This window comes from Lysinibacillus sp. NPDC093688 (assembly GCF_050280145.1).
GTDB lineage: Bacteria > Bacillota > Bacilli > Bacillales_A > Planococcaceae > Lysinibacillus > Lysinibacillus xylanilyticus_B.
In genome coordinates, this window is record NZ_JBNNUX010000006.1 from 103188 (window position 1) to 126154 (window position 22967).

A 22967-nucleotide genomic window follows, 5' to 3' on the forward strand; every position below is an offset into this window, starting at 1 on the left:
CTCCAATCAACCACTTCACAAAGCATGTATCTTTGGTATATTACTCTAAACTTAAAGGTATGTCTTTTATTGTGCTCCTATAATAAGTCTTTCCCTTTTTGTTGCTTGTCTATCATATCAACTTTCTCTTGATTCTGGAATTCCCATTGCGAATATACATCTATATCACTAGAAAACTTCACGAATCAACAAATTTATCGTTGAGGCGTTATAATAAAAAGACCTAGCTCCATAAAAGCATTTTCACTAGATCTCTGCATTAAAAAACAAAGCCAGTGATCCTCAAGGAAAACTTAAAAAAGAATGCTCTTACAGAGAATTAACTTAATTTCGGGGGAATTACAGATGAATATCAAAAATGCATTACAATCATTTTCAACCATGACACCTTCAGAACGACAAGAATTTATGTTACAAAAGGGCGATTGGTTATTACAAGAAATGTTAACGTACATTGGTTCACCAGATGCTGAATTACGAGACAAATTAATTTATCGTACTTTTATTGATATACTTAGCGACAATTTACTGAGCACTGAACAGCTACAATATTTATTTGATACAGTAATAGACGACGATTACTTATATTTAAACATAGGTGAAGAAATGACAGATAGTGTCTTTACACGTTCGTTTTCTGCTTTACTTGTAGCAAGTATACTTGCAAAAGATGCTGAACTACTGATTTTAAATGATGATCGTCTACAAATTTTCTTTCAAAAGATCGGCCGCTTTTTATTATTGGAAAAAGATACAAGAGGTTATGTTCAAGATAAAGGGTGGGCGCATAGCATTGCACATGGTGCAGATCTAGCAGCAATGACAATTAAACACCCAAAATTCGATTTACAGCATGCACCTTTAATCTTGCATGCCTTGAAACTTGTTACTTGGAAAGATACTGTCTTTGTCAACGATGAAGAGGAACGCTTAGTTAACATAATTGAAGCGTTACTAGCTCGTGACTACTCCGAAGAAGCATTAATAGAATATGTCGAACAGGTATTTGATAAATTTGAAATGCATTTAGTGACACAAGGTTATAACGAAGCCTTTTTTAGCGGACGTACATGTACATTAAATTTAATGAAAACATTGTATTTTGCCTTAAAGATGCATAACCTAGCACCAAAACTTCAAAATACTATCTATGGACAAGTCGCAAAATGGCTAAAACTTGGCGCATAAAATGTCTAGCATAATTTGGCGAACCAAGATGAATTCCATTTTCTCTCTGCTTCAAACATTTATTTTCGTCCCCATACCAAATTTAGCAAACTAAGGATTCCCTTAGTTTGCATTTTTTACTTTTCGGATAAAATATCAAGAATACAATATATGGAAGTTAGTAATTATATTAACATAATTTATAGTCGTTTCCGAAATACCACTTTCCAAACATCCCTTACATTGAAAGTTTATCCTGATATATCCACATTCCTGTTTTTTGTGTTCTTATCTTTTAAAAAAACGCAACAAAAAAGCATTCAACAGCCTAACATAACGGTGATATTATTACAAAACGACGTCTAAAATGTGAAATGACATTTTCACAAAAAAAACTATTTACTTAGTTAAGGATGAGAAACTCAGTGTTTTCAACGTTCTAACAGTGTTTATTATATTAAACGCAAAAATACTAATATTGAAATAACGATTTTTGTTCAAAAAATGTTCATATTCTCCCCCATTTTATTATTAAAAATATAAAAAAATAATTTTTTTCTTTCAAACGGGGCGTATAATCCAATATGCAAACAACAACATTTGTGTCGATCGATTATGACACATTGTTTAAAAATCGATTACACAGATTAATGATTTTGCGAACGCTTGCATTAGACCAATCAAATACTAATTTCAATGTTTCATAATGAACCATGCCATTGTTAGTATTTCTGATTATTTGATTGGTACATCAATTAAAAGAGGTGACCGTATTACCCACTATTTATAAATTCGAATCTATTAAATAAACACATGAAATTTATGAATAGCCGTTTTATAGAAAGGAGTCAAACATGAAGAAAAAGTTAAGCTTAATGTTTGTTGCATTTAGTGCGCTTGCAATTCTTGCTGGCTGTGAACCGCTAACAATCTTTGATCCAAAAGGGCCAAATGCCAAAACATTATCAGACACAATTATTTTATCCATTATTACAATGGCCTTTATATTACTAGTCGTGTATGTACTTTTAGCATTTATGCTAACTAAATATCGTGCTTCAAAAGCATCTGCCGATTATGAGCCTCCTCACGAAGAGGGTAGTCATGTACTTGAAATAATATGGACAGTTATCCCTATTATCATAGTGGCATTCTTGGCAGTTGTTACTGTTAGAACAACAAGTACAGTAGAGACAACACCAGAAGGTTATGACAATAAAGAGCCACTTGTTATTTACGCATCATCCTCTAACTGGAAATGGCATTTTAGCTATCCAGAGCAAGGAATTGAAACTGTAAACTATGTAAATATTCCTACTGATCGTCCAATTGAGTTCAAGCTTTACTCATTCGGACCAATCACAAGTTTCTGGATTCCTCAATTAGCAGGACAAAAATACGCGATGAGTGACATGTTAACAACTATTCACCTTGCTGCAGATGAGGTTGGTTCATTCATGGGCCGTAACTCTAACTTTAGCGGTCGCGGTTTTGCTGAAATGGAATTTGAAGCGCAATCTATGACACAAAAAGACTTCGATGAATGGGCTTCTGATGTAAAAGCAAACGAAAAACCATTAACAGAAGAAAAATTTGATGAACTATTAAAAGCAGAACACGTTGGTCGTTCAAGCTATTCATCTACACACTTAGAATTTAGTCCTGCTCCAATGGAACACAGTGAACACATGAAAATGGGCGACATGGATCATAGTGATATGAACATGTCTGAAAAAGAAATGGATCACTCTAAAATGGAACATGGGAATCATTCTGATTCAGAGAAAAATACTGAAGAAACACATTCACATTAATTTTTACACCTGAAAGGAGCGCATCCAATGAGTATGGAAGAAGTATTCCATCCTATGCAAGAACCGATGATTTTAGCGGCAGCTATTAGTATCGTAGTTGGAGCAGTGGTTATCGTAGCTGGCCTTACGTATTTCAAAAAATGGGGCTATTTCTACAAAAACTGGCTATCAACTGTTGACCATAAAAAAATCGGTATTATGTATATCGCTACAGCACTTTTGATGCTATTCCGCGGCGGTATCGATGCACTATTAATGCGTGCACAAACGGCAGTTCCTGATAACGGACTTCTTGATGCACAACACTATAATGAGATTTTCACAACACACGGTTTAATAATGATTTTATTCATGGCTATGCCATTCGTAATTGGTTTAATGAACGTTGTTATCCCACTACAAATTGGTGCACGTGACGTTGCCTTCCCACGTCTAAATGCAGTCAGCTTCTGGTTATTTGCAGCTGGTTGCGGTTTACTAAACCTATCATTTATCATTGGTGGTTCACCTGATGCTGGTTGGACAGCTTACTTCCCACTATCTGGGACAGAATTTAGTCCATCTGTTGGGGGCAACTACTATTCTTTAGCTTTACAATTATCAGGGATTGGTACGTTAATGACTGGTGTTAACTTCATCGCAACAATCATTAAAATGCGTGCACCTGGTATGACATTAATGAAAATGCCAATGTTCACTTGGTCAATTTTAATTACAAACGTTATTATCGTATTTGCATTCCCAGTGTTAACTGTTGCACTTGCATTAATGATGTTAGACCGTCAATTTGGTACACAATTCTTTGCAATGCAAAATGGTGGTATGGATATGCTTTGGGCCAACCTATTCTGGGTTTGGGGACATCCTGAGGTTTATATCGTTATCCTACCTGCTTTCGGTATCTTCTCTGAAATCATTGCAACATTTGCACGTAAAAACTTATACGGCTATAAATCAATGGTTATGAGTATGGTCGTTATTTCGTTACTATCATTCTTAGTATGGGCCCACCACTTCTATACAATGGGTCACGGTGTAATGGTAAACAGCGTATTCTCTATTACTACAATGGCAATCGCTGTTCCAACAGGGGTTAAAATATTTAACTGGTTGCTCACAATGAGACACGGTAAAATTCAATTTACAACTCCTATGCTTTATGCTCTTGGCTTTATTCCTATCTTCACAATTGGTGGGGTTACAGGGGTAATGCTTGCAATGGCAAGTGCTGACTATCAATATCATAATACGATGTTCTTAGTTGCCCACTTCCACTATGTATTAATTCCAGGTACAGTATTCGGTGTACTTGCAGGTTACCACTACTGGTGGCCAAAAATGTTCGGTTTCCGTTTAAATGAAAAACTAGGTAAAGCTGCTTTCTGGTTTATCGCAGTATGCTTTAACGTAACATTCTTCCCTCTATTCATTTTAGGTTTAGATGGTTACGCTCGTCGTATGTACACTTACTCTGAGTCAACTGGCTACGGTCCATTGAACATGCTATCGTTCATCGGTGGTATTGGTCTTGCTGTCGGCTTTGCGTTAATCGTATATAACATTTACTACAGCTGGAAACATATGCCACGTAATGAAAAAGCAGATGTTTGGGATGGTCGTACGCTAGAATGGGCTACTCATTCTCCAGTACCAGAATATAACTTTGCAGTAGTTCCAACTGTTACACGTTTAGATGAATTCTGGTTCGCGAAAAAAGAAGGTCGCGATATTACAGCAGGTAAAATCGAAAAAATTCACATGCCTAACAACACTGGCACACCATTCTGGATGAGTGGATTCTTCTTCCTTGCAGCATTCTTCGCTGTATTCAATCTATGGATTCCAGCAATCGTTAGTATGATTGGTGTATTTGGCTTTATGATTCATCGTTCATTTGAAAAAGATCATGGTCGATACATTTCAGTTGAAGAAGTTATGGCAACTGAGAAAAGCTTGAGAGGTGATAAATAATATGAAAATCGATTCTTCACTTCCATTAGAATATAGTACAGAGGAAAATCGCCTGAAAATTTTCGGTTTCTGGATTTTCCTTGGCGCCGAAATCGTATTATTCGCCACACTATTCACAGTGTATTTCACTCTTAATACACGTACAGGTAGTGGCCCAAGTGGCGCTGAAATTTTTGAATTAACACCAGTATTATGGGAAACATTCTTATTACTAACAAGTAGTTTCACAATTGGTCTTGGTGTTCATGCAATGCGCATTGGCAATAAAAAAGCGATGATGGCATTTTTCATCATCACACTTCTATTAGGTCTTGGCTTCTTAGGCATTGAGATCGATGAATTTGTCACATATGTTGATGAAGGTGCAACAATTCAAACAAGTGCATTCTTATCTGCATTAATGACTTTACTTGGTACGCACGGTGCCCACGTAACATTCGGTTTCTTCTGGGGCGTTGCAATTTTAATCCAAGTAGCGAGCCGTGGTTTAAACCCACAAACGGCTAACAAAGCGTTCATCTTCTCACTGTACTGGCACTTCCTAGACGTTGTTTGGATTTTCATCTTCAGCTTCGTCTACTTGAAAGGACTGATTAGCTGATGAAGGAATTATTCCCAAAACAACATGTGATGGGCTTCGGCTTCTCACTATTACTAACACTTGTAGCTTTAGCTGTTGTTAAATTTGATATGTCACTTAACATGGCATTTGGTATTTTACTAGTGACTGCTCTTGCACAAGCAACTGTACAATTAGTATTATTCATGCACATCGGTGAATCTGAAGACAAGAAAACGTTATATACAACGATTTTATATTCAGTATTCGTAGGTGTTGTCACAATCATTGGTACATTATTCGCAATGATCTGGGGCTATAATTGATAAACAGAGCCGAGAAAATGGTATCATTTTCTCGGCTCTTTCTTTTTGTCATTCTATTTTTTCAACGCCAAAGCACACTCAACTCAAAATACCAATCCTTCTCCCCCCTCTCTTACTTATTTACAACCATAGCAGGTACATATCTGCTTAATTTCGCCTCGGTTTAATTGCGTCCGGAATTAGCGTTGTGTTTAGGCCTACAGATGTTTTTAGTGCGAAAGCGAAGCGACAGCAACAACATGAGGGCCTACACGATGAATTTGAAGACCTTCAATTTACAATAGGCTTTTCTTGCTCGTCATGCTCTCCTAAACACATTAGAATCCTCTATTCAATAACTAATCCACTAATGATCGCTTATTGTCTTAGCGCCTTTCCATTTTATTTTTTAAAAAAAGAATATATGGCATAAATCTACTTTTTACATCATAAATAACAAGAGATTGCTTTACCCTTCAATTATTATTCAAGAACCACTTCTCTTGCGACTTAGGATAGAAGGAAGGCTTATAAACAGAGGCATATGTTGGGCATTTACTATTATTTTAATATTGAATTAGTAATTTTTAAAAAATAATGAAACTTTTCCTTTTATAGTCATGTATACTAGTAGATATTGTTTTTACCCAGAATAGGAGATGAAAGTAATGAACAAATTTTTTAAAGTTTTAAGTGTTGGAGCACTAGCATTAACACTAGCAGCATGTAACAGTAGCGCTACCCCAACAAAAGAAACAACTAAAACAAGTAAACTCACTTTAGAGGAAGTGTATGAAAAGGCGGTAGAGCGCCAAGCAGATATTAAAAGCTCGAGTGCAAAAATGGAGATGACTCAAGAATCCAAAGTTGGATCAGGCGAACAATCTATGGAGTTTTCCATCGATTCCAAAATGGATATGGATTTAGTTACTGATCCAATCGCTATGCATTTATCAGGTTCAATGACAATGCCAGATATGGCTAATGAAGGCGAAACAACTTCTGAAATGCCGATTGATATGTACATGAAGAAGGATCAAGGCTTTTTCATGAAGGATACAGCATCTGACAATTGGTTTAAATTGCCAGATGAGCAATTAGATACAATGTTAGAACAAAATGCATCATCTGCTAACGCTAAGGCACAATTAGAGCAGCTTAAAGACTTTATTAAAGATTTCAAATTCGAGCAAACAGATGATGCATATGTCTTAACTTTAGACGCTAAAGGCGATAAATTTAAAGAACTTATCGATTCTGAAATTAACAAATCAATGAAAGATATGGGTCTTGAAAATAATCCACTTGATAACTTAACAATCGATAAAATACACTACATTTTACAAATCGATAAAAAGACTTTCGATACAAATAAAATGGATATGAATTTCGATTTAAAAATGAAAGTTGAAGATCAAGAACTATCAATGAAAACAAAATCAGTTGTGACATACACTGATTTCAACCACCTAAAAACAATCGACATTCCACAAGAAATTATCGATAACGCACAATCTATCGCACAATAATAAACACAAAAAAGGAATCTGCCTACTTTAATGTACGCAGATTCCTTTTACTTTTGGTAAAACATCACATTAGCATATTAGACGAGTCTCTCCGCAAATGAACGAATCACTTCACTCACTGAAATCGGCCTCATTTAAGCTTAACAACATTCGCAAAAAATCCCTTGACCATTTCACTGCATTTAATATGCCTTAGCCTCTATAGAATAATGGCGTAATCCTTCAAAATCCTTCAGTTCTGGATTAAGATTGTTATACGTATAGTCATAGTTCATACCTAGTTTATCTACAATTCGTAAAGATGCCACGTTTTCAGGATGAACAACTGCAATAACCTTCAGTAAACCGATCTTATTAAATGCATATTTCAGTAAGGCTTGTGCAGCTTCATACGCTATTCCCTGCCCTCTATAAGCTTTCGAAATACCATAATATAATTCGACCTCAGTTTCTTTTACATCATCTGGACCAAGGCCACAATAGCCAATTAACGTTTGCCTTTTCTTATCTACTATGGCTAGATTCAATTTATGTATTTCGGTAAGCGTATTTTTTTCGTTACATCGAATGGACCACTCTATTATCCGCTGAATATCATCTCGACTAGGTACATCCTCTGGGATAAATTGATAAAAATCAGGCTCAGAAACGACTGCATATAAATCATCCAAATCAGTTAAAGCATATGGGCGAATGATTAGCCTTTCGGTTTCAATCTGTAGATTTAAAAACATATTGTTTACTCCTTCAATTGAATTAAAATCGTCATTTCTTTTGTGAACATATACTAGTCCCAATAATCCTTCATTAAATCAGTTGCCCAAATTGGCTGTTTTAATTCACCTTTTGGTAAAAACTCTTTCATGACAGGTTTTATATCAATAATTGGTGTTCCATCAATAGCATCGAGGCCTCTAACGATTATAATTCTTTCCTTTAATTCTAGTAATTCTACAACCGTTACCCCTATTTTATTAGGTCTATTTTTACCTCTCTGAGCGAAAATACCAACTTTCGGATAATCCTTATTATTTCTTGGATGTCTCGCTTCATATTGAATTTTCTCATCTACAACTTTATCAAAATAAAAAATTATTTCTAAATGAGAAAAATCATCAATCCCTTTTAAAGAAGATTCATGAATATCCTTTGTCAATTTAATAGTAGAAATGACGTCACCCCAATTGTCGTCTTCAATCATTTTCCGACTATTGCTCACTACAGCTATTGGTTTAATGTTATAGATCATATTAATGCCTCTTCTCTTCGTGAAATTCCCCATGCACATTTCCGTTTAATTCCAGTATACTTCAGCTACCGCCGATGATATAGCAAATGTGCCAAAGAATCTCTTAAATGCATGTATTCACTGCTCTTTTTTGTTTTATTATTTGTAAAAATTAATTACATGAAAATGTTGCGGGGGATATGTTATGGTATATTATCTACAATGAAATTTTAGAAGGTGGAAAACATGCTAGAAGTAAGTGAAAGTAAGTTAGCTCAATATATTATACATTTTATTGACGATACACTCGTGTTAGGTGAGGAATCATTATCACAGCCAGAGGTCATGCTAGAGGCAGCTTTTACACAGCTAGCGTTTAGCAAAATTGATTTGGAGCAGCAATTCGAATTTTTTCATGAAACAGATATTGGGTTAAATGAGGTGTACACATATGCGAGGGCAATTTTTGATCAGGAAAATAGTTTCCTTGAACAATCAATAAACATTGCTAAACACTTACATAGTGTATCTCAGCACCCTAACATTAAAAGCGGCGAATTGTTTATTGGATTATTTGACAATTGTTTCCTATCTACAGAAGCTAAAAAAATAATCGCCATCGTTAAAATTGATGAAAAAGAAATGTTTTTAGACGTAAAAAACGATCAAAACAAAATGGTTATCAATGGTATCGATGGCATTAATGTAAAGAAAGTCAATAACATGGCCATTATAATAGATATGGGGCCGGAACAGGCACCTGCTGTCTTTATGAAAACGAAAAGGAAAGAAGATGTTATCTACTGGCAAGAACGATTTTTAAAGATTAAAGCTGCAGATGAACATTATTATAAAACGAATTTAGCATTAACAGAATGCAAAAAATATATTTTAAAAGAAGAAAGCTTTACAAACACTGAAAAGCTGGGTTTTTTAAATAAAACGCTTGATTATTTTAGAAATGAAGATGATTTTCAAGTAAATAATTATATTGAAACGGTGTTTGAAAATGCAGAGCCAACACAAAAAGATATTATTATCAATTCGGTAAAACCTTATGAAACCGTTATTTCTGAGAGCGCACTTGAAAAGGCTGAGAAAAAATATAAACGTAAAATTAAACTCGATTCCAATATTGAAATCCAGGTAAACGTACAGGATATCGAGCGAGTAGATGAACTAATTGAAGTAGGTTACGATGAATCTACAAATCGAAAGTTTTATAAGATTTATTTCCAGGAAGAACTGTAAATCAATTATGGCTCGGCATAATTGCGTCCAGAATCGGCTTTGTACTTAGGCCTGCACGAGGGCCGACACGATGTCGGTCATTTCGGTAATGCCACAGGACGTGGCGTTTTTACCGATGCAGGTCAGTTAGCCGTTATCGCATGGATGCGATGTTTTTAGGCTAACATCCTATATTGAACTCCTTTCCGATTCCCTGACATCCGCCGGAGGCTTTGGGCCAACAGATGTTTTTTGCGCGAAAGCGTAGTGCTAACGCAGCGTCAGCAAAAGGTTTTGTCTGTGCGAAAGCGAAGCGTCAGCAACAGCATGATGTTGGTCACTCAGTCGTTGCCACAGGACGTGGCGATCTTAGACTGAGTTCCTCTATTTCAGCGGATGTTTGGACACCCGCTGCAAAGTGACTTAAAACTGAATTCATCTCACCACCTATAGAGGTAGGGAGACTTTTGCTGAAAGAAGTTAAATGTATGAGAATGAGACTCTCCTAGTTTAGGGGAAGTCTCTTTTTTTTGCGTCTCACCATAATGTGTGGTTGATTTCAGTTCTGCCTGGGTAGCGGGCAATAGATGTTTTTTGTGCGAAAGCGGAATACTAACGGAGCAGACAGAGACAGGGAGTTGGACACGAGGACGTTATTACAGAACATGATGCTTTTAGCCTTCGTTCCCCTTTCCCTGCTTCGCTACAGGGTCTCCCAATCTCCTCTCCAATCAAACTATATGGCATACGTTTTAACAATTGTCATCCACAACTTTTGGTGATGAGCCCTTTTTGGTAATCTATATCTTTATACATTAAAAATAATATTAATAAACCATTCCCCTTAAATATCTAGCAAGTTGCAACTTTAGAACATCTTCGGGACTATTAAAGGAAATGTTAAGTATTTCTTCTATTTTCTTTAGTCGTTGGTACAATGTATTAACATGAATATGTAGTTGTTTCGCGGTCTCGCCTGCTGAAGCATTTTGTTCTAAATAGACTAATAAGGTTTCTTCTAGTTGGTTTTTAGCATTTTCTAAAGGTAGAAATATTTCATTAACAAAACTGAGTAGCTCATCTTGTGTTTGATGTATAAACAATCGATTCACACCGATTTCTTGATAGTGCATAATCCCCCAGCGTTGTCGCGTAATTAAAAATGATAAGGCTTTATCCGCTTCATGGTAGCTTTTCTGTATATTTTCAAGCCCTTGGTACATTGAACCAATGCCGATTTTTATTAAATTATTTTTTGTTTTCTGCCAATTGCTCTGCATTTGCTGTACAAGATTCTGTATCTCATTTCCTTGTCGCTTAAATTGGCATAACACCGTTATCTTGTTACCAAAGCCAAAAACGATAGGCGCATGTTGTTGAAAATGCTTTTTGATCTCTCCAATCAAAAAATGTACTTGCATGTCCATCACTTGAATGTCAGAGCTCGTTGATAATTGGATTACTATCACAGCATTATAGGAATTCAAATGGATGCCTAGTTCTTCTGCTTTCTTCGTAAGCAATACATGATCTTTACACATTAAAAATTCATGGAAAAGATCATGTATTTTCTTATAAAAAGAATCCACAATTGTTTGTTTCCTTATCATTTCTAACGCTATAATTGAGCTTGCTTGTTCAATAATTAATTTGTTTATGGGCAAAAGTTCACGTTCATTAGTCCCAATCAGCAGTACACCAAGTATTTGACCAACTCCAACGATAGGTTGTACATAACCATCAACCATTTCTCCGTCTATGTCAAAAGTGTAAAATGCAGGTGAATTTTCAATTCTAATGATGCGCATTATATCGGCAAAAGAGATCCACTGCCTAGGGCTTGCAAAAATTGCATCATCTGTTAAATCTACAATAACAAGTCGATGTTTTATCATTTTCCGTATTTCATTTGCAATTACTTGCATGCCTGTGTTTTGAAGAGAAAGCTTCATTAAGTTTTGATGAATTTGATCGCGTTGAAGTAGTAATTCATTTTGTAGCTTTAAATTTTCATACAGCTTTGAATTCATCAGTGCAATGGATACTTGGTCGGAAAAGCTTTCTAAAAGTTGTTTATCTTCTATTGTTAAAAGTGGGGTTTCCCCATTTTGATAAATGATTAGCACACATAATATTTGTTCCTCTACAGAAATAGGAACAGAGATGACTGATTGCAAATTTTCAAACTTATAAGCGTTTAATAAATGACTTAAATTCTTCTCTGACACTGAGGAAGATGCCTTTAGGACATCCATATAAGAAGTCAGAATCATGGATTGATTTTCTTTGAAAGTTTTCCCTATAATTCCTTCCCCTACTTTCAATCTCATATTCTTAATTTCCTCACCAGGTCCCCCTGCCCACGCTTTTGGTATAAGTGCATCTTCTTCTTCTTCGTACATCCAAAGAACACCAATATCTGCTGACGGAATAACCGAAAGAGCATTTTCTAGAATTTTTGTCAGTAAGGTATTTATATCATTTAAAATAGAAATCTCCCGAATACTTTCCATCATTTTTTTTCTAATAAATTGCTCTTTTTTTAACATTGTCTCCGAATAATATGCATGCAGCAATGTATTTAAAGCGTGTTCTTCTGCTAACGAAAGGGAACAATTTGTCTTTAATCGAATAACAAAAATGCACTTTTCCTGAAGGTAATAATAATAGTCGGTATAATCAGAAGTTCGCCACTCCTTTTCCACTTTTGTATAGCAATAAGGAGCTGGCAAATGTGCTTCCATCTCTTCAGAAATAACAAGAGAGAAATGATCGTCATGGATGTTCTGCCATAGCTGAAAATGTGTAAGGTTACATGTTTCTATGAAAAACTGTTTTAGTCTTTTCTTATTTGTCATTACGTTTCTCCTCTATTTAATGTGTAAGTATCTATATTTAATAACTATATTATATGGAAATACACATTGTCTGAAAAGTCCGATTTTTTTATACTTTGCATTATACACAAACCTAGATAGCACAGAGGAGGGGGAAAATGGTGAAAGCAACAAGATCGCAAAATATGAAGTATGTCGTTATTGCCATGTTGTTTTTAGGTTGGTCATTAGGGAACTTCGATCGTTTTATCATAAATTTTGCTATTCTTGATATTTCTAAAGAGCTAAGCCTCACTGATTCATTAACAGGAATAGTGTTAAGTAGCTTTTTTGCTGGATATGCTTTAATGCAAATTCCAGGAGGATGGCTTGCGGATCGCTTTGGTTATAGAAAAGTACTTGTCATTACCATTTTAGTGTGGTCGATTTTTACAGTTCTAACTGGCGTAGCATGGTCATTTATTTCTCTAATTATCATTCGATTTCTTTTCGGAGTCGGGGAAGGAAGTTATTTCCCTGCTGCATCAAAAGGAATTGTCAATTGGTTTCCTAAGAACGAGCGCAGTAAAGCTATGTCGTTTATGTTAATATCAGGCTCAGTAATGGGGGTTGTTGCACCTATTGTAGGAACATTTCTGATGAAGCAAATGGGCTGGCGAGCGATTTTTTACAATGTAGGTGCAATCGGTGTGCTCGTGACAATGTGTTTCGTTTTCTTCGTGAAAGAGCGGAAAACTTCAAATTCGGTACAAAATGAACAAATTCCTCAAACAAAAACACCTTTAAAAGATGTTTTGAGGACACCGATGATATGGCAATTATTTATTTCTTATTTTAGTATTTACGCTGTAAACTGGGGATTAATGTCTTGGATGCCTATGTATTTATCGAAGGTAAAAGGTTTAGATTTAACAGCGGTCGGAATCTATTCGGCGATCCCCCCTTTTGTAGGCATATTCGCTATGCTATGTAGCGGCTATATTTTAGATAAAATGTCACAAAGGAAAGATAAAATAGTTGCTGGTATATTCGCACTCGTAGCAGGAGCCTTTCTTTTATTAATGGCAACCGCATCAAATATGCTAATATTTACTCTTTGTCAGTGCGTTGTAACAGTCATGCTGTCATTTAATATTATTTTAATTACAACCGTTCCACTGAAAACGCTTCCAGAAGGAATTGTAGGAACAGCGAATGGCTTTATTAATACAGGCGCACAGTTTGCAGGCGTATTAACACCTATGTTAATTGGATTTTTAGTTGAGGCTTTCGGAGGGTCCTATAATGCAGCATTTACGATGCTTATTTGTTTTACCATTGTGTGTGCTGTGTCGTTATTTATGATTAAACAGAACAAACAAACTGTTGCCATCCATTCTACCAATGAATTAATAGATTGAGGAGCTGAAAAAATGAAATTCACGGATAAAATTGCAAATTTAGTTGATGAAAAGAGTGAACTATACAAACAAGTGAGTGATAAAATTTGGGAGTTTGCAGAGATAAGATTTGAAGAAATGAACTCCGCAAATTTATTATGTGAGACCTTAACGAGTGAAGGATTCAACGTTGAGCGAGGGGTTGCAAACCTAGAGACTGGGTTCATCGGAACATTTGGTAGCGGGAAACCTGTGATTGCAATACTTGGAGAATATGATGCATTAGCTGGTCTAAGTCAACGTGCTGATAATATTGAATATGACCCAATCACACCAAATGGTAATGGACATGGCTGTGGACATAACTTACTAGGTGTCGGTGCATTGGCAGGCGCAATTGCTGTTAAAGATTACTTAAAAGAAAATAGCCTATCTGGAACGGTGAAATATTTCGGATGTCCCGCAGAAGAAAGTGGCTATGGCAAAACATTTCTAGCAAGAGACGGTTATTTTAAGGATATAGATATTGCACTTTCTTGGCATCCTGGAACGGTTAATATAGTCTTACATGCACGAGCAAATGCTGTTATTAACGCTACTTTTAAATTTAAAGGTCGTAGTTCGCACGCAGCTGCTTCACCACATCTCGGAAGAAGTGCGCTAGATGCTGTAGAACTAATGAATGTTGGCGTTAACTATTTAAGAGAACACACCGTGGATGAAGCAAGAATTCATTATGCTGTCACGAACACAGGTGGAATTGCACCAAATGTTGTACAAGCAGAAGCAGAAGTAACTTATCTTATTCGAGCACCAAAGCCATATCAAGTAAAAGATTTATATCATCGCGTCCTTAATTGTGCAAAAGGTGCAGCAATTATGACGGAAACTACAGTAGAAGAGCAAATTGTCGGCTCTTGTCATAACTTAATTCCAAACAAAACATTAGAGGAAGTCATGTATCAACATATGCAGGATTTAAGCAAGGTTAAACTGACTGAGGAAGATATTCATTTTGCACAGAAAATATACGATACACTTTCAGAAGAAGAGAAACATGTAGCAGCTTTACAGGTAGGCAAAGAAGTTACGCAGCAATTGGATAAAAGACCAATCATAGATTTCATTACACCACTTCCAGAGGAGCCATTTTTCATGGGAGGCTCAACAGATGTTGCCGATGTCAGCTGGAATGTACCAACCGCACAATGCTCGACAGCTACTTGGGCATTTGGTACACCATTCCACACATGGCAGGTTGTCGCACAAGGAAAGTCAGCATATGCACATCAAGCGACACTTCTTGCAGGTAAAGCTATTGCTTGCACAGCGATTTCTACACTAGAAAATCCGACGTTAATCGAAAAAGCAAAAGAAGAGCTGAAACAACGCCTCGACGGGAAAACATATGAAGCATTGATTCCAAAGGACTTAATACCTCCTAAACTTACAGAAGCAATTCCTGTAAGGGTGTAAATGTAAGAAGTATTTTGTAAGACTTTCTATACGAGAAAGTCTTACTTTTTTGTTTGAGCATAAAAAAATATAGCGTGTTGTAAAGCTCACGACAGTATTTAAGTTGATTGAAAATAGGACTTGTTTTTTGATTTACCAACAAGTCCTTTTACTCACTTTAAACTCTTCCACATTTTAATGCTCTGGCCCAATCAGATCTATTTTGACCTTCGCTTTGTTTAATCACTTCCGTAGTATCATAAGGGATGCTTACCTGTTCAATAATCCATTCAACATTCCGTTTTTCTACAACTGTATAATTTGCAAATGGGGTGCCTGATTCAATCTTATAATAGAACGGTTCAACTTCTTCATAGGCTGGCAAACCGACACTGCCTGGATTAATAATGATTTTGTTATTAGGTAAATAAACAATCGTTGGTAAATGGGAGTGACCACAAAAAATAATATGTTGAGGGATATCTTTTACTAAATACATTATTTCTTCTGTCTTTTTTAATGTAACACCATTTGGCTTAATGTCATTCAACATATATAGCTCATCATTTTCCGGTGATGCATGACAAAAGTAAAAGTCATCTGTCTGAATCGAAAATGGCAGGTTAATTAACCAGCTTTTATGTTCTTCCTTGAGCATGTCTACTACATTTTGAACGGTTGGATTTTCCGATGAAGATTGCAATAATATCCGATCACAATTCCCACTTATACTTTTAATATTTGTACTCATTATCAATTCATATGTTTCTAACGGGAATAATGGTCCATAAAGAGTGTCGCCTAAATTATAAACCTTATCGATATTTCTATATTTTATATCCTCTAACACTGCTTTTAATGCATCTTTGTTTCCATGAATATCTGATATAACGGCTATTTTCACAATTTCCTCACCCTCATTCATTTTACATTTCTGGAGCTTCCATACCGAAATTTGCCCATTCCTCTTTAGCCGGACCATAAATGCCGGGAACAGTTAATCCCGCCTGCCGCATAAGAACCGTCATTTGTCCTCGATGGTGATTCTGATGTTGAATCAAAAACATTAACAGTATACCGATTTGCATTTCTTGACCGAAAAATTGGATGTGCTCACGAAGGGTTTGATCGGTCCAATTTGTTTTTACCGCTTGCACAAACGCATTATTAGCTTGAGAATAGCTCTCTGCAATAAATTGTGCTGAAGTAGGAACAGGATAATCTTTAGTTGGAGCTTCAAATGTTAAATTTGTATTTAAAGTAATAATGCGAATTGCAGCAACCGTATGCCAAGCAATACGTCCTAAAGTCCAATTTTCAGACGTTATTTCCTGCTTAAGTGATTCATCAGTTAGATTATTCAATAACTTCTGTGTACAATTTGCTTCGAACTCCCAAGACTTTAAAAAACCATTTAAAGTCTGATACATAATAATATCCCCTCTTTTCTTGCATAATTATTTAAAAATTCCACCTATCAATTACGCCTCGGCATAATCGCGTCTGGAATCGGCAAGGAGCTGTGCGTTTACAAATTAGTAAAGTTTATCAATATAATCATTTAATTCTTTTTGATTAATCGATCCCTTTATCGTGTACTTTAATATACCTTTAGAATCAAAAATCAAAGTTGTTGGATAAGCCACTATTTCAAATGATTTTTGAAGTGTACCATCTAAATCAAGAAATATAGGGAAATTCAAGTTGTATGTATCTTGAAATTCCATAGCCTTTTCACTACTATCATGAGAAGTTGCATTAATCGCTAACAGCTCAACATTTTCAGATTTATTATTATAAAAATCCCTTAATTCAGGAGCCTCTTCTTGACAAGGCCCACACCAAGATGCCCAAACGTTAACGATTAAGACCTTTCCATTGTATTCTTTAAATGTTGTTGTTGATTCGTCTAATCGTGTTAACTTTGCATCATAAACTAGCTGTTTTGTTCCATCTTCATTTCCTACTATTGGGTTAACTGCTACTTCTTTTAGGAATACATTTTTCAAAACAATTCCAACAAGTAACACGATTAACAAAGCTGAGAAATATAAACCTAAACGCTTTTTAAACTGCATAAGTGATCACCTATATTACCCCTTTAAATATCATTTTTCTTCAAACGTACCTAGATTGAATTTTGATAAGCTACTATTAATTTTTCTTTGGCTTTCTGACCAGTCAATCCTGTTTTTAATAATTCATTAGATTTTTGATGATCTACTATTTTTATAAATTGTTTTAATAAGTTATCTATCAAAACATCGGGCATCTCGCCTGTGCTTTGATCTGAGTCATGTCCCTTTGGTAATTTGGTTTCTTTAATCATTACTCTTTCACCATTTAATTTTGTGACATAATGACGAATATAGCCACCTTCCTTTTTAATTTCGTATTTTGCTTTGCTCTGTTTATTTTTATCTAAAAATAAATCTGGCGATAGTCTATTTAGTTCATCTTTTTTAATAGTATCTATGTAATTATTATTTGTAGATTGGATCATCATTCGTTCGACCTCCTTCATTCGTTTTTTATTCTCCACTATATAAATTAATTGGATCATCACCATTACGTGTGGTTGATCTCCGTTCCAACTGCGCACTTTCCTAGGAGCGTCCGAGCCGCTTGTGCCAACAAATGTTTTCTGTGCGAAAGCGACGCGGCAGCGATGTTGGTCACGAAGGCGTTATCACAGAACGTGATGCTTTTAGCTTTCGTTCCCCTATTGCTGCCCCCAAGGAGTCGCCCGGTCTCCACTTCATTCAACAAATGGCACCCACAACTTTCAATGACCAACCGATTATTTACCATTTTATCCAATTTTATTAACTCAGTCTACTCTCTATAGAACGTAGTGTCTATCTCCTCTTTTATTCAATACAATCTGGCAAGATGACATTTTTCAGCTGCGGAAAAATTTTTCTAACAAATCCGTAGTGATTTCCATATTAATATTGCGAAGATCATCTTGATGTTTTCCTTTTATAACTGGTTTGTTTATGCGATCCATGTTACGAAAAAATTTCCATATAAAAATTGACCTCCGAATTTGTCCAATGTTATATTTACTGATGCAGTAATTTACTAAATTACTAAATTTTTGAACAAAAAAGGGGTTGCAATTGATGAAAATACCTACACATTTAAAGCATAAACCTGTTATTGTTGCTGAGAATTATGCCGATATTGATGGGCGCACTGCTTATCATACAGACGCACAGGGGCTTTCACTTGGCTTAGCTCAATGGAATGACAGAGGCAAGGTTGATATTTCGGCTAAAGTGTGGCGCCATACAGGTGGTAAATGGTCACGTCAATCGGAGGAACTACCGCTTCATCGCGTACTTGACCTAGCTATTTTAGTTTGTGAGTCTCAGCTTTATTTTAAGGAAGCTTATCGCTACGATAATTTATATGATGAAGAAAATCCTATTATTAAGCGTGTTGGCTTACAAGGGGATGCAATGACCGTGGAAGTATGTACGGAAAATGAACAAATTAATGAGGACATTCAGCTCTTTAATCAAGCATTAAGTGCGGATGGTGAACTAATTGGCGAACGCCTGCGCACGCTATCACATATTTTAAAGGAAATGGGTTATTAAAACCCAGGAGGGCAAAAAAAATGGACCAACAAATTTTACATGATGATAAAAAGCTACAGAAAGCTTTTTTTAACTTTTTAATCCCTGTAATGCTAGCGAATGTGTTGCAATCATTAGGGCAAGTCTTTGGCATGTTTATAGTTGGGCGCAATTTAGGGGTCGATGCGCTAGCGGCGATTTCAGCATTTTTCCCGTTCTTCTTCTTTTTAATGGCGTTTGCTATTGGGATTGGCTCAGGTAGCTCGATTTTAGTAGGGCAAACATATGGAGCTGGCAATCATGAGAAGATGAAGGAGGTTGTTGGGGTAACCCTAGCCTTTACGACGATTTTATCAATTGTCGTCGCAATTTTTGGTGGCTTTTTCATTGAGTGGATTTTACGCTTTATGCAAACTCCTGCAAACATTTTAGATATGAGTATTAGTTATGCTCAAATTTTATTTTTCACACTACCAATTATGTTTTGGTATATGGTGTACACAACCTTTATGCGTGGTGTAGGCGACTCTAAAACACCCTTTTTATTTTTAGTCACAAGTGTTATTTTAAATATCGCATTCCTACCACCTTTAGTTTTTGGCTGGCTTGGTCTGCCTGAGTTTGGCTTAAACGGCGCTGCTTATGCCTCTGTTTTATCCAATCTGGTGACGATGTTATTATTATTTGCCTACTTGCATAGAACAAAGCATATTTTGCGCTTAGACAAATCGATTTTACAGCATTTTAAATTAAAGAAGGATATTTTAGCTTCATTATTAAAGTTAGCCATTCCAGCAAGCATTAGTATGGTTGCGATCTCTGTAGCAGAAATTGCTGTCATTGGCTTCGTTAATGTTTACGGCTCTGATGCTACTGCCGCTTACGGTGTTGTCAATCAGGTCGCTAGCTATGCACAAGTGCCTGCGATGAGTATCGCGATTGCGACATCTGTATTTGTGGCGCAAGCTTTAGGGGCTAACTCTACAGAAATGATTAAAAAAATTCGTCAATTAGGTGTGCTTATTAACTATACTTTAGGCGGCGCTATTATTTTAATTATGTATTTATTTGCAGAGCCTATTTTATCTTTCTTTATTGATAAACAAGATACGGTCCTGATCGCAAAGGATTATTTATATATTGCATTTTGGAGCTATTTAATTTTTGGGCATACACAAACCGTTTCAGCTACAATGCGAGCTACAGGTGTTGTCTTATGGCCTACAATTTTCCTAGTCATCGCGATTTGGGTAGTCGAGGTGCCATTGGCGTTTATTTTATCGCACTACACTACATTCGAGCTAAATGGCGTTTGGTTAGCTTACCCTACTGCCTTCTGTGTACATTTTGTATTACAATACGCATACTTCAAGCTAGGCTGGCAAAAACGAACATTAAAAGCAATGCTAAGCGATTAATCTTTATAATAGCGTCTGTAGACAAAGCCGCACGTAACTTTGTCTACAGGTAATTTCATAAGTATTTAGGGTAGGTAGAACACCCGATAGCATTAATAAATCAGGATTCAGGAGGAATTATTCCCCAAACTAATAGGAGAAAGAAAACTAAACCAATTAAAAAGAAGATGACTGAAGCAATAAATATCGGACCTATTTGATAAGTGAACCGTTCCCTTTTCTGAATTATGCCTGTTTGCCCACTAGCTTGAGATGCAAATAACCTAGTCATAGCTCCTCCACTACTCGAAAAGTAAAAAGTGCCCCCAGCAAAAGCTATACCAGTGAAAAACATTACCTCGATAAACCTTACGGAGAAAAATGAAGCAATAAAATACGTAATTAAAACTTCTACAATAAATACCACTATCGTAATAATTAAATTTTCACTACGCATATAAACCCTCCTCCTTAAATTGTATACTCCTTACTCTGTATACGATTGAACAGGAATTAAGTTCCATTTTTAGCTATATTAATACGCTATTTTGCATTCTTTTTTTGTTAATGGAATAGAAATTAAATGAATGTTTGATGAGTTGAATTGTGAGATGGAGTAAAAACAGGATGTACTAACTACTTTTCCATTACATCACATCCTTTTTTGCATAAAAAAGAGGCATCCTACTGAAAGGATGCCTCTTTTATGGTTACATCATTAAAATTAAAGTTTTACGATGTTTGTAGCTTGAGGTCCACGTTGACCATCTTCTACTGAAAATTCAACTTTTTGACCTTCTTCAAGAGTTTTGAAGCCGTCACCTTGGATAGCTGAGAAGTGAGCGAATACGTCATTTCCACCTTCTACTTCGATGAAACCGAAACCTTTTTCTGAGTTAAACCATTTTACTGTACCTTGTGTCATTTGAATGACCTCCATTAATTGTATTAATTAAAATCATATTACCAAAAGAAAATCCACATATTACAAAAAGCATCAAATAAAACACGATTACTCTTTGTAATATGTGAATTTATTGTTCTCTTGAAAACGATTTTATTAATTATAGTATATAAAAAGAAATCATGTTTGTCTAGTGCAAAAGCAAATTTTTTTAATATCTATTCTCAAACTTACCTACTCCGTTACTAAAATAAGCTCAACTAACGTGGTATAGTAACCCTTTTTGATCAACAAATCCCCTTAATTGAACATTGATGATCTTTCAAAAATAGTTAGTCACTATCTTTGAAGATGTTCAGCGCAAGTGTTGAATCACCTAGAACATGATTGCCGAATCCTCTTTGATCTACTCAGCATTTTTTTAGATTTTGTCCTGCGTTAATATCTCTATCACGATGTGTGCCACAAGAATATGTTACAATGACTTTTATTTTAGTTATCATGTGGAACGAGGTTTAACAAATGAGTTTTATTAAGCTAACGGATGTAAAAAAAGCATATAATTCCCAGAAACCTGTATTAAAAGATATTAATATAACGATTGAAAAAGGCGAATTCTTTGTATTAGTAGGCCCGTCTGGTTCAGGTAAAAGTACACTTCTGCGCCTTATTGCCGGCTTAGATAAAATGACGACTGGCACCATACAAATAAATGGAGAAACATTAAATATGGCTTCCCCTCAAGAACGAAATCTATCAATGGTTTTTCAAAATTATGCACTATACCCTCATCTAACAGTGGAACAAAATATCTTATTTGGTTTAAAAAGAAAGGGAGTCCATAAACAAGAGCAGCAGAAACGTTTGCAAGAAAGTGTTGAACTGCTAAAGCTGACTAATTATTTACATCGAAAACCTAAAGCTTTATCAGGAGGTCAACGGCAACGTGTTGCACTTGCACGTGCTATTGTAAGCCAATCTCCGCTGTGCCTGATGGACGAGCCTTTATCCAATTTAGATGCACAATTACGAACACAAATGCGGACAGAAATCAAACAACTACAAAAAAAATTGGGCTTAACAACTATTTATGTAACCCACGATCAAACAGAAGCGCTGACCATGGGGGATCGAATAATGGTTTTACATAATGGATGTATTCAGCAAATTGGAACACCTCTAGAATTGTATAATCAACCAAAAAATCTATTTGTCGCAAGTTTTATAGGCTCGCCAACTATAAACATGGCAACTGCGGTTCTAGAAGATTCTACGCTCATTATTGAAAATCAATTTAAAATGAAACTTCCAACCGATGTTTGTGCACGTTTACCTCAACATACACCATTATCAGTCTGCGTTCGGCCAGAGCATCTCCAAAAAGGAGACGTTTTACATCTACCTATAGTAAATATTGAACAGCTAGGACATGAAACGCATATCATTGTCCGATTGGCCGATCAAACATGGACGATTAAATGGAGTGGCCAACATGCTTTTAAAATCGGAGAAACACTTTCTCTCCAGCCTCAACACCTATTATTTTTTGATGCGGAAACAGAAATATTATTATAACTATTCCGATCAATGTAAAAAAACTTGCCTTTT

General features: G+C 35.8%; 22 protein-coding genes. 13 read left to right on the forward strand and 9 right to left on the reverse strand.

What is annotated here, in order from left to right:
• The first annotated feature begins 345 nt into the window (after nucleotides 1–345).
• The 6 genes from ACQKN2_RS07410 (at nucleotide 346) to ACQKN2_RS07435 (ending at nucleotide 7345) form a co-directional block, all read left to right on the forward strand.
• On the forward strand, nucleotides 346–1188 hold the full coding sequence (locus ACQKN2_RS07410) for a DUF2785 domain-containing protein (protein ID WP_427414395.1): 843 nt from the start codon (nucleotides 346–348) through the stop codon (nucleotides 1186–1188).
• An 833-nt stretch (nucleotides 1189–2021) separates the two neighbouring features.
• Nucleotides 2022–2981 carry a cytochrome aa3 quinol oxidase subunit II gene (qoxA, locus tag ACQKN2_RS07415; protein ID WP_427414396.1) on the forward strand — a complete coding sequence of 320 codons (960 nt, stop codon included), beginning with the start codon at nucleotides 2022–2024 and terminating at the stop codon, nucleotides 2979–2981.
• Nucleotides 2982–3008: 27 nt separating this feature from the next.
• Nucleotides 3009–4952 (forward strand): cytochrome aa3 quinol oxidase subunit I, encoded by a 1944-nt coding sequence (qoxB, locus tag ACQKN2_RS07420; protein ID WP_427414397.1) that lies wholly within the window; start codon nucleotides 3009–3011, stop codon nucleotides 4950–4952.
• Between the two features lies 1 nt (nucleotide 4953).
• Nucleotides 4954–5553 carry a cytochrome aa3 quinol oxidase subunit III gene (gene qoxC, locus ACQKN2_RS07425; protein ID WP_427414398.1) on the forward strand — a complete coding sequence of 200 codons (600 nt, stop codon included), beginning with the start codon at nucleotides 4954–4956 and terminating at the stop codon, nucleotides 5551–5553.
• Nucleotides 5553–5837 (forward strand): cytochrome aa3 quinol oxidase subunit IV, encoded by a 285-nt coding sequence (gene qoxD / locus ACQKN2_RS07430; protein WP_427414399.1) that lies wholly within the window; start codon nucleotides 5553–5555, stop codon nucleotides 5835–5837. Before qoxC ends, qoxD begins: the two co-directional genes overlap by 1 nt.
• A 647-nt stretch (nucleotides 5838–6484) precedes the next feature.
• Nucleotides 6485–7345 (forward strand): DUF6612 family protein, encoded by an 861-nt coding sequence (locus ACQKN2_RS07435; RefSeq protein ID WP_427414400.1) that lies wholly within the window; start codon nucleotides 6485–6487, stop codon nucleotides 7343–7345.
• Nucleotides 7346–7527: 182 nt separating this feature from the next.
• On the opposite strand, the gene ACQKN2_RS07440 is transcribed toward ACQKN2_RS07435, so the two are convergent.
• Both ACQKN2_RS07440 and tsaA read right to left on the reverse strand, forming a co-directional pair.
• Nucleotides 7528–8079, reverse strand: a complete 552-nt coding sequence (locus ACQKN2_RS07440; RefSeq protein ID WP_427414401.1) for a GNAT family N-acetyltransferase — start codon at nucleotides 8077–8079, stop codon at nucleotides 7528–7530.
• A 53-nt stretch (nucleotides 8080–8132) separates the two neighbouring features.
• A complete protein-coding gene (tsaA, locus tag ACQKN2_RS07445; RefSeq protein WP_427414402.1) occupies nucleotides 8133–8594 on the reverse strand; it encodes a tRNA (N6-threonylcarbamoyladenosine(37)-N6)-methyltransferase TrmO in 462 nt (153 codons plus the stop codon).
• A gap of 225 nt (nucleotides 8595–8819) precedes the next feature.
• Here tsaA and ACQKN2_RS07450 point away from each other — a divergent pair, with 225 nt between their 5' ends.
• Together ACQKN2_RS07450 and ACQKN2_RS07455 are read left to right on the forward strand one after the other, a co-directional pair.
• Nucleotides 8820–9824, forward strand: a complete 1005-nt coding sequence (locus ACQKN2_RS07450) for a nucleoid-associated protein (protein WP_427414403.1) — start codon at nucleotides 8820–8822, stop codon at nucleotides 9822–9824.
• Between the two features lie 212 nt (nucleotides 9825–10036).
• A complete protein-coding gene (locus ACQKN2_RS07455; RefSeq protein ID WP_427414404.1) occupies nucleotides 10037–10225 on the forward strand; it encodes a hypothetical protein in 189 nt (62 codons plus the stop codon).
• Between the two features lie 405 nt (nucleotides 10226–10630).
• Here the strand turns inward: ACQKN2_RS07455 and ACQKN2_RS07460 are convergent, their stop codons facing one another.
• A complete protein-coding gene (locus ACQKN2_RS07460; RefSeq protein ID WP_427414405.1) occupies nucleotides 10631–12661 on the reverse strand; it encodes a helix-turn-helix domain-containing protein in 2031 nt (676 codons plus the stop codon).
• Nucleotides 12662–12798: 137 nt separating this feature from the next.
• On the opposite strand from ACQKN2_RS07460, the gene ACQKN2_RS07465 reads away from it, so the two are divergent.
• Nucleotides 12799–14040, forward strand: coding sequence for an MFS transporter (locus ACQKN2_RS07465; protein WP_427414406.1), 1242 nt, complete (start codon nucleotides 12799–12801; stop codon nucleotides 14038–14040).
• 12 nt (nucleotides 14041–14052) lie between these two features.
• Entirely contained in the window at nucleotides 14053–15495 is a 1443-nt protein-coding gene (locus ACQKN2_RS07470) for a M20 family metallopeptidase (RefSeq protein WP_427414407.1), read from the forward strand.
• Between the two features lie 157 nt (nucleotides 15496–15652).
• Here ACQKN2_RS07470 and ACQKN2_RS07475 read toward each other — a convergent pair whose 3' ends face one another.
• From ACQKN2_RS07475 to ACQKN2_RS07490, 4 genes are all read right to left on the reverse strand, one after another.
• A complete protein-coding gene (locus ACQKN2_RS07475; protein WP_427414408.1) occupies nucleotides 15653–16378 on the reverse strand; it encodes a metallophosphoesterase family protein in 726 nt (241 codons plus the stop codon).
• A gap of 22 nt (nucleotides 16379–16400) precedes the next feature.
• A complete protein-coding gene (locus ACQKN2_RS07480) occupies nucleotides 16401–16904 on the reverse strand; it encodes a DinB family protein (RefSeq protein ID WP_427414409.1) in 504 nt (167 codons plus the stop codon).
• A gap of 105 nt (nucleotides 16905–17009) precedes the next feature.
• A complete protein-coding gene (locus tag ACQKN2_RS07485; protein ID WP_427414410.1) occupies nucleotides 17010–17552 on the reverse strand; it encodes a TlpA family protein disulfide reductase in 543 nt (180 codons plus the stop codon).
• Nucleotides 17553–17602: 50 nt separating this feature from the next.
• Nucleotides 17603–17980 (reverse strand): hypothetical protein, encoded by a 378-nt coding sequence (locus ACQKN2_RS07490; protein WP_427414411.1) that lies wholly within the window; start codon nucleotides 17978–17980, stop codon nucleotides 17603–17605.
• A gap of 619 nt (nucleotides 17981–18599) precedes the next feature.
• On the opposite strand from ACQKN2_RS07490, the gene ACQKN2_RS07495 reads away from it, so the two are divergent.
• Both ACQKN2_RS07495 and ACQKN2_RS07500 read left to right on the forward strand, forming a co-directional pair.
• Nucleotides 18600–19079 carry a DUF6530 family protein gene (locus ACQKN2_RS07495; protein WP_427414412.1) on the forward strand — a complete coding sequence of 160 codons (480 nt, stop codon included), beginning with the start codon at nucleotides 18600–18602 and terminating at the stop codon, nucleotides 19077–19079.
• Nucleotides 19080–19099: 20 nt separating this feature from the next.
• On the forward strand, nucleotides 19100–20476 hold the full coding sequence (locus tag ACQKN2_RS07500) for an MATE family efflux transporter (RefSeq protein WP_427414413.1): 1377 nt from the start codon (nucleotides 19100–19102) through the stop codon (nucleotides 20474–20476).
• Between the two features lie 100 nt (nucleotides 20477–20576).
• On the opposite strand, the gene ACQKN2_RS07505 is transcribed toward ACQKN2_RS07500, so the two are convergent.
• On the reverse strand, nucleotides 20577–20912 hold the full coding sequence (locus tag ACQKN2_RS07505) for a hypothetical protein (protein WP_427414414.1): 336 nt from the start codon (nucleotides 20910–20912) through the stop codon (nucleotides 20577–20579).
• 267 nt (nucleotides 20913–21179) lie between these two features.
• Complete coding sequence (locus ACQKN2_RS07510) at nucleotides 21180–21380, reverse strand: cold-shock protein (protein ID WP_427414415.1); 201 nt, start codon at nucleotides 21378–21380, stop codon at nucleotides 21180–21182.
• 501 nt (nucleotides 21381–21881) lie between these two features.
• On the opposite strand from ACQKN2_RS07510, the gene ACQKN2_RS07515 reads away from it, so the two are divergent.
• Nucleotides 21882–22934 carry an ABC transporter ATP-binding protein gene (locus ACQKN2_RS07515; RefSeq protein WP_427414416.1) on the forward strand — a complete coding sequence of 351 codons (1053 nt, stop codon included), beginning with the start codon at nucleotides 21882–21884 and terminating at the stop codon, nucleotides 22932–22934.
• Nucleotides 22935–22967 lie beyond the last annotated feature (33 nt).